6 protein-coding genes are annotated in these 7,683 nt (G+C 71.0%); 1 reads left to right on the forward strand and 5 read right to left on the reverse strand.

The features are described from left to right. Positions 1-96: 96 nt before the first annotated feature. From ftsH to dacB, 5 genes are all read right to left on the reverse strand, one after another. On the reverse strand, positions 97-2,136 hold the full coding sequence (gene ftsH / locus ACWEN3_RS36270; protein WP_452979913.1) for an ATP-dependent zinc metalloprotease FtsH: 2,040 nt from the start codon (positions 2,134-2,136) through the stop codon (positions 97-99). Positions 2,137-2,331: 195 nt separating this feature from the next. Continuing rightward, positions 2,332-2,892: a hypoxanthine phosphoribosyltransferase gene (gene hpt / locus ACWEN3_RS36275; protein WP_452979916.1), complete on the reverse strand. Its 561-nt coding sequence runs from the start codon at positions 2,890-2,892 to the stop codon at positions 2,332-2,334. A 77-nt stretch (positions 2,893-2,969) separates the two neighbouring features. After that, complete coding sequence (gene tilS, locus ACWEN3_RS36280) at positions 2,970-4,001, reverse strand: tRNA lysidine(34) synthetase TilS (protein WP_452979919.1); 1,032 nt, start codon at positions 3,999-4,001, stop codon at positions 2,970-2,972. A gap of 193 nt (positions 4,002-4,194) precedes the next feature. Next, positions 4,195-5,328 carry a zinc-dependent metalloprotease gene (locus ACWEN3_RS36285; protein ID WP_452979922.1) on the reverse strand — a complete coding sequence of 378 codons (1,134 nt, stop codon included), beginning with the start codon at positions 5,326-5,328 and terminating at the stop codon, positions 4,195-4,197. A gap of 89 nt (positions 5,329-5,417) precedes the next feature. Beyond that, complete coding sequence (gene dacB, locus ACWEN3_RS36290; RefSeq protein WP_452979924.1) at positions 5,418-7,013, reverse strand: D-alanyl-D-alanine carboxypeptidase/D-alanyl-D-alanine endopeptidase; 1,596 nt, start codon at positions 7,011-7,013, stop codon at positions 5,418-5,420. A gap of 85 nt (positions 7,014-7,098) precedes the next feature. Between dacB and ACWEN3_RS36295 the strand changes: the two genes are divergently transcribed. Beyond that, positions 7,099-7,590, forward strand: coding sequence for an inorganic diphosphatase (locus ACWEN3_RS36295; protein ID WP_161292619.1), 492 nt, complete (start codon positions 7,099-7,101; stop codon positions 7,588-7,590). The last annotated feature ends 93 nt before the right edge of the window (positions 7,591-7,683 follow it).

A 7,683-nucleotide genomic window follows, 5' to 3' on the forward strand; every position in this document is an offset into this window, starting at 1 on the left:
CAACAGCTTCGCGAGCCTGCCGTCGGTGGTCGGCGAGGGCCGCCGGGTGATCGGCAACATCACGCGCGTGGCGACCCTGTTCCTGGCGAAGGCCGGTCAGCTCTCGGAGCGGTCCTCCGGGGTCTGGTCCGTCACGGGGGCGGACTCGGCGGCGGTGGACTTGACCGTGCTGATCGCGGCCGTCGCGCCGTTCGCACCGTTGGTCAGTGCCAGCTCCTTCGGGGAGAGCACCGGCGGGCGGGTGGACGGGGTGCGGCGCGAGGAGCCGGTCCAGGCGGGCCGCGGCGGGCGCTTGACGATCGGGGCGAAGATCTCGGCGATCTCCTCCTTGCCCAGCGTCTCCTTCTCCAGGAGGGCCAGGACGAGGTTGTCGAGCACGTCGCGGTTCTCGACCAGGATCTCCCAGGCCTCGTTGTGCGCGGTCTCGATGAGCTTCTTGACCTCTTCGTCGACCAGCGCGGCGACCTCCTCGGAGTAGTCGCGCTGGTGAGCCATCTCACGGCCGAGGAAGGGCTCACTGTTGTCGCCGCCGAACTTGATGGCGCCGAGCCGCTCGGTCATGCCGTACTGCGTGACCATCGCGCGGGCCAGGTTGGTGGCCTTCTCGATGTCGTTCGCGGCGCCGGTGGTCGGGTCGTGGAAGACCAGTTCCTCGGCCGCGCGGCCGCCCAGCATGTAGGCGAGCTGGTCGAGCATCTCGTTGCGCGTGGTCGAGTACTTGTCCTCGTCGGGCAGGACCATCGTGTAACCGAGGGCACGGCCGCGGGACAGGATCGTGATCTTGTGGACCGGGTCGGCGTTCGGCGAGGCCGCCGCGACCAGGGCGTGACCGCCCTCGTGGTACGCGGTGATCTTCTTCTCCTTGTCCGACATGATCCGGGTCCGCTTCTGCGGGCCCGCGACCACACGGTCGATCGCCTCGTCCAGCGCCTTGTTGTCGACCAGCTTCTGGTCACCGCGGGCGGTGAGCAGCGCGGCCTCGTTCAGCACGTTGGCGAGGTCGGCGCCCGTCATACCGGGGGTGCGGCGGGCGACGGCGGCCAGGTCGACGTCGGGCGCGACCGGCTTGCCCTTCTGGTGGACCTTGAGGATCTCCAGGCGGCCCTGCAGGTCCGGCGGGTCGACCGCGATCTGGCGGTCGAAGCGGCCGGGGCGCAGGAGGGCCGGGTCGAGGATGTCCGGGCGGTTGGTGGCGGCGATCAGGATGACGCCGCCCTTGACGTCGAAGCCGTCCATCTCGACGAGCAGCTGGTTCAGCGTCTGCTCGCGCTCGTCGTGACCACCGCCGAGGCCGGCGCCGCGGTGGCGGCCGACCGCGTCGATCTCGTCGACGAAGACGATCGCCGGGGCGTTCGCCTTGGCCTGCTCGAACAGGTCACGGACCCGGGAGGCACCGACACCGACGAACATCTCGACGAAGTCGGAACCGGAGATCGAGTAGAAGGGGACCCCTGCCTCGCCGGCGACGGCGCGCGCGAGGAGCGTCTTGCCGGTACCCGGGCGGCCGTAGAGGAGCACGCCCTTGGGGATCTTGGCGCCGACGGCCTGGAACTTGGCCGGCTCCTGGAGGAACTCCTTGATCTCCTGGAGCTCCTCGACGGCCTCGTCACAGCCCGCGACGTCCGAGAAGGTCGTCTTCGGGGTGTCCTTGGTGATGAGCTTGGCCTTGGACTTCCCGAAGTTCATCACCCGGGAGCCGCCGCCCTGCATCTGGTTCATCAGGAACAGGAAGACGACCACGATGAGGACGAAGGGCAGCAGCGACAGCAGGACGCCGACGAACGGGTTCTGCTTGGACGGCGACACCGTGTAGCCGTCCGGGATCTGCTTCTGCTCGTACTTGGTCTGCAGCGAGCCGGCGAGGGTCGAACCCTGGTCGCCGATGTAGCTCGCCTGGATCTTCGAGCTGCCGTCGACCTTCTGGCCGTCCTTGAGGACGACCTTGACGGTCTGCTCGTCGCCTGTGGTCAGCTTCGCCGACTGGACTCTGTTGTCATTGATCGCCGCAACGACCTGGCCGGTGTCCACCGTCTTGTAGCCGCCGGACGAGCCGACGACCTGCATCAACACGACCACGGCAAGGACGGCCAGCACGATCCACATGACCGGCCCACGGAAGTATCGCTTCACGTCCATCCATACGGAGCGGTGTCGCCCCGTCCCTCCTGCCATAGTGAGTTTGATAAGACAGTTCTTCTGACGGTACCCCAGCATTGTTGCCCGAAGCCGCACGGAGCCGTTTCGACGGCTGGGAATCCCGTCTCTGCATGCTTCAACGGCATGGAACCCGCCGGGGTTCCCGATCGTCCTACTGGGCTTGGCCCGAGTGGCTCAGCCGCCGTAGACGTGAGGCGCGAGCGTACCGACGAACGGCAGGTTGCGGTACTTCTCGGCGTAGTCGAGGCCGTAGCCGACGACGAACTCGTTCGGGATGTCGAAGCCGACCCACTCCACCTCGATGGCGACCTTGGCGGCGTCCGGCTTGCGCAGCAGCGTGCACACCTTCAGGGAGCCGGGCTCGCGGGAGCCGAGGTTGTTGATCAGCCAGGACAGGGTCAGGCCGGAGTCGATGATGTCCTCGACGATCAGGACGTGCCTGCCCTTGATGTCGGTGTCGAGATCCTTGAGGATCCGGACGACACCGGAGGACTGGGTGCCCGCGCCGTAGGAGGACACGGCCATCCAGTCCATGGTGACGGGGGTGGACAGCGACCGGGCGAGGTCCGCCATGACCATCACCGCGCCCTTGAGGACGCCGACGATCAACAGGTCCTTGCCCGCGTACTCCGCGTCGATCTTCGCGGCCAGCTCGGCCAGCTTCGCGTCGATCTCTTCCTTGGTGATGAGCACCTGCTGGAGGTCGGCACCCATGTCTTTCGCGTCCACCCGCATCACTTTCGGTCGTCCCGCACTTACGGCCTCCGGCTGCCCGGCCCGGCCGCCGGAGGATCGCTCCGGGAGGTCGGGATTCAGCCCTGCCGAATCACCAGTCTGCCACCCTGCCGCTGAGCGACGACCCTGCCGGGGAGATTGATGGCCCCCTGGCCGCGCCAGCCGGTGATCAGACGGTCGACTTCCTCGATGTGGCGCGCGAACAGCGAACCGGCCGGGGCGCCCGCCTCGATGGCGGCGCGGCGCAGGATCCGGCGGCGTACGGCGGGCGGCAGGGCGTAGAGCTTGGCGCACTCGAGCAGGCCCGTGGCGTCCCGCACAGAGGCCTCGGCCTGGCTGGCCCACGCGTCGAGGGCGTCGGCGTCGTCGCGGGAGAGCTGGGCGGTGCGGGCGAGCGCCTCGACGACGCCCTTGCCGAGGGCCTTCTCCAGGGCGGGCAGGCCCTCGTGCCGGAGTCGGGAGCGGGTGTAGGCCGGGTCCGCGTTGTGCGGGTCGTCCCAGACGGGCAGGGACTGGACCATGCAGGCCTTGCGGGCGGTCTGCCGGTCGAGGTGCAGGAAGGGGCGCCGGTAACGGCCGTCGGCCCCCGAGACCGCGGCCATCCCGGACAGGGAGCGGATGCCGGAGCCGCGGGCGAGGCCCAGCAGGACGGTTTCGGCCTGGTCGTCGCGGGTGTGGCCGAGCAGGATCGCGGCGGCGCCGTGGCGGACGGCCGCGGCGTCGAGGGCGGCGTAGCGGGCGTCGCGGGCGGCGGCCTCGGGTCCGCCTTCGCGGCCCACGCTCACGGCGACGGACTCGGCGGGGGCGAGGCCCAGGCCGCGCATCCTCAGGACGACCTCCGCGGCGCGGAGGTCGGAGCCGGCCTGGAGTCCGTGGTCCACGGTGACGCCGCCGGCGCGGATGCCGAGCTTGGGGGCCTCGAAGGCGAGCGCGGAGGCAAGTGCCATGGAGTCGGCGCCGCCGGAGCACGCGACGAGCACGAGCGGGGAGGGGAGCCGCTCGGCTGTCTGGTCCGGGTGCTCGCCGGAGGTCGGTCGGTCGGTCAGGATGTCGTGGAGGACGCGGCGGACCGCCAGGCGTATCGCCGCGACCGCAGGATGGGGACCCATGTCCGGTTCCCTTCATGAAGTTTTCGGGGGGTGAGCCCGGGGTTCGGTCACTCAGAGTGTGTAGATGGTGACAGAAGCGGGCCGTTCCCTGAGCATTGCACGCCTACGCATGCCTCACGGTCCCTCGGACGGGTGATTGGAGAGGCGTTCGCCTGCCGTCGGCCGGATTCGTCTCACGACTTACTCGTGCCGTTCACGACTCGGCCTTGCGGTGCACCCGTGCGATCCAGTCCGCCGGTTTGGCGATCTCCGTCTTGGTGGGCAGGGTGTTGGGCGAGGTCCACACGCGGTTGAACCCGTCGATGCCGACCTGGTCGACGACGGCTCGTACGAAGCGTTCGCCGTCCCGGTACTGCTTGAGTTTGGCATCCAGACCCAGCAGCTTGCGCAGGGCCTGGTCGAGCCGGGACGCGCCCTTGGCGCGACGCTGCTGGAACTTCTCGCGGATCTCGGAGACGGTCGGCACGACGCTGGGGCCGACGCCGTCCATGACGTAGTCGGCGTGGCCCTCCAGCAGGGACATCACCGCGGTGAGGCGGCCGAGGATCTCCCGCTGGGCGGGGGTCTGCACCAGCTCGACGAAGGACCGGCCCCCGTCGTCCTCCTCGCCCTCGGGGCGGCCGCCGGCGAGGGACTGGGCGGCCTCCCGGATGCGCTCCAGGAAGGTCATGGGGTCGACGTCGGTCTCCGCCAAGAACGACTGGATTTCGCCCTCGAGGTGGTCGCGCAGCCAGGGGACGGCCGTGAACTGGGTGCGGTGGGTCTCCTCGTGCAGGCACACCCACAGGCGGAAGTCGTGCGGTTCGACGTCGAGTTCACGCTCGACGTGGACGATGTTGGGCGCGACGAGGAGGAGCCGGCCGCCGCCGTTCTCCCCGGCGGGGAGCTCACGGGTGGCCGGGGCGAAGGTCTCGTACTGACCGAGGACGCGGGAGGACAGGAACGACAGCAGCATGCCGAGTTCGACGCCGGTGACCTTGCCGCCGACGGCGCCGAGGACGGCGCTGCCCGGGCTGCCGCCGCGGCGCTCCTGCATCTTCTCCAGCAGGGGTTTGAGGATCTCGCGGAAGCCGGCGACGTTGGCCCGGACCCAGCCGGGGCGGTCGACGACGAGTACCGGGGTGTCGTGGGTCTCCTCGGTGCCCATACGAGTGAAGCCCCGGACGTGTTCCTCCGAGGCTTTCGCGTGCCGGCGCAGCTCCGCGACGACGGCCCTGGCCTCGTCGCGGCTGACGTCGGGGCCCGGCCGTACGAGCCGTGTCGCGGTTGCCACCGCGAGGTTCCAGTCGACCATCCCGGGAGATGCGGTGCCACCGAAGCCTGTCATGCGTCAACGGTACGTGAGCGGTCCCGCTTCGGGCAGGCCGTGCGCGGGGGCGGGCGGCGGCGGGGTTCTTCCGCCGCCCGGCGCGCCGGTCACCGGCAGCCGCAGGCCGCCAGGGCCGTGGCCGTCCGGTCCAGGGCCGACTGGGCCTGCACGGGGTCGGTCGTGCCCGAGGCGAGGAAGGCGAAGACCAGCAGACGGCCGTCGGCGTCCACCACCGTGCCCGCCAGGGTGTTCACGCCGGTCAGCGTGCCGGTCTTGGCGCGGACGAGGCCACCCGCGCCGTCGGTGTACCGGCTGGCCAGGGTGCCGGTGAAGTCGCCGACGGGCAGGCCCGTCAGGACGGGGCGCAGGCCCGGGTGGTCCGGGGCGCCGGCCTTGGCCAGCAGGGCGGTGAGGAGGTCGGCCGTCACCCTGTCGTCGCGGCTCAGGCCGCTGCCGTCGTGGAAGGAGGCGCCCGTCAACGGCAGGCCCAGCTCGGCCAGTTGCGCGGGGATCGCCCGGGCGCCGCCGTCGAAGCTCGGGGGCTGTCCGCTCGCGAGGGCGGTCTGGCGGGCCAGGGCCTCGGCGATGTCGTTGTCGCTGTTGGTCAGCATCCGCTCGACCAGGGCGGACAGCGGGGGCGAGGTGACGGTGGCGAGGGTCTGGGCGCGGCTGGTGGCCTTGGAGGGGCCGGGCGGGGTGGTCGTGATGCCCGCGCCCTTGAGAAAGGCCGCGAACTTGCCGGCCGCGTCGGCCGCCGGGTCGGCCACGCGGGCCACCGGGCCCCTGACGGAGTTGTCGGTGCGGCCCTCGTCGGCCATCAGGGCGCTGACCGCGGCGAGGTTCTCGTTGACGCCGATGGGGTGCAGCACGGGGCCGGTGTAGAGGGTCGTGTCGTAGGAGAGCTTGATCTTGTGGATGCCGCGCTTCTCCAGGGCTGTCGCGGCCTGCGCGGCGAGCGTGCGCAGACTGGCCGAGCCGCCGGTGTCCGGGTGCGCGGTGAGGGTCGGGTCGCCGCCGCCCACCAGGACGAGTTCGCCGGTGTCGGGTTCGAGGGCGGCCCGGGTGGTGAGGCGGTGGTCGGGGCCGAGGGCGGACAGGGCGGCGACGGCGGTGGCGATCTTGGTGGTGGAGGCGGGGGCGAGGCCCTTGTCGGCGTCGGCGCGGTACACGCGCCGGCCGGTGGCCACGTCGACGACCACCGCCCCGCGGCTGTTGCCCAGCGCGGGGACGCCCAGGAGGGGCCCCAGGACGTCCGAGAAGGTCTTTCCGCCCGCCGGGGCCTTCTTGGTGTCCACGGGGCTCGTGGCGCCGCCCAGGCCCACCAGGACGGCCTCGGCGCTCGGGGCGGGCCGGGGCGCCCCCGGCGTCGTGCCGGAGCCGTCGTGATCTGCGCCACCTGCCCGCTCCAGGGCGGCGGCCCGGTCCCGCTCGGCCGTACGCTGGCCGTCGGCGTCCCAGGGCCCCGCCAGGGTCACCACGCCGGCGGCCAGCGCCAGGCCGGCGGTGGCGGCGCCGGCGGTGTACTGCCAGGTCCTGCGGGTGCGGGGACGGGGGAGGTCGGCGATCAGCGGTCGTACCGTCCGCGTCAGCCGCGCGACCCGCGGTCCTGCGGCCGTCGCGACGCGCGCCAGACGCGGTCGTACGGCGTTCGCGATCCGCACCAACTGCGGTCTCGCGGCACGCCAAGGCCCCAGTTCCGGCATGACCACCAGCCCCTTTCGCGATCACACACCTGCGTGAGGGACACTTAACCACCAGAACTATGTGTTGATCATGGAGGAGCCACCGGTGGAGTTCGACGTCACGATCGAGATCCCGAAGGGTTCGCGCAACAAGTACGAGGTGGACCACGAGACCGGTCGGATCCGTCTGGACCGTCGCCTCTTCACCTCGACCGCCTACCCGACCGACTACGGCTTCGTCGAGAACACCCTCGGCGAGGACGGCGACCCGCTGGACGCGCTGGTCATCCTGGACGAGCCGACGTTCCCGGGCTGCCTGATCCGCTGCCGCGCGATCGGCATGTTCCGCATGACGGACGAGGCGGGCGGCGACGACAAGCTGCTGTGCGTTCCGTCGACCGACCCGCGGGTGGAGCACCTGCGCGACATCCACCACGTGTCGGAGTTCGACCGCCTGGAGATCCAGCACTTCTTCGAGGTGTACAAGGACCTGGAGCCCGGCAAGTCGGTCGAGGGCGCCAACTGGGTGGGCCGCACCGACGCCGAGGTGGAGATCGAGCGGTCCTACAAGCGCTTCAAGGAGCAGGGCGGCCACTGAGCACCCCCGCGCGACCTGTGCGTAAGGGCCTGACCATGCGCCACCCGGGGCTGCCCGAGGAGCTGCGCGGCACGTACGCGGCGCTCGCCCACC

The sequence above is a fragment of the Streptomyces sp. NPDC004561 genome (assembly GCF_053602155.1).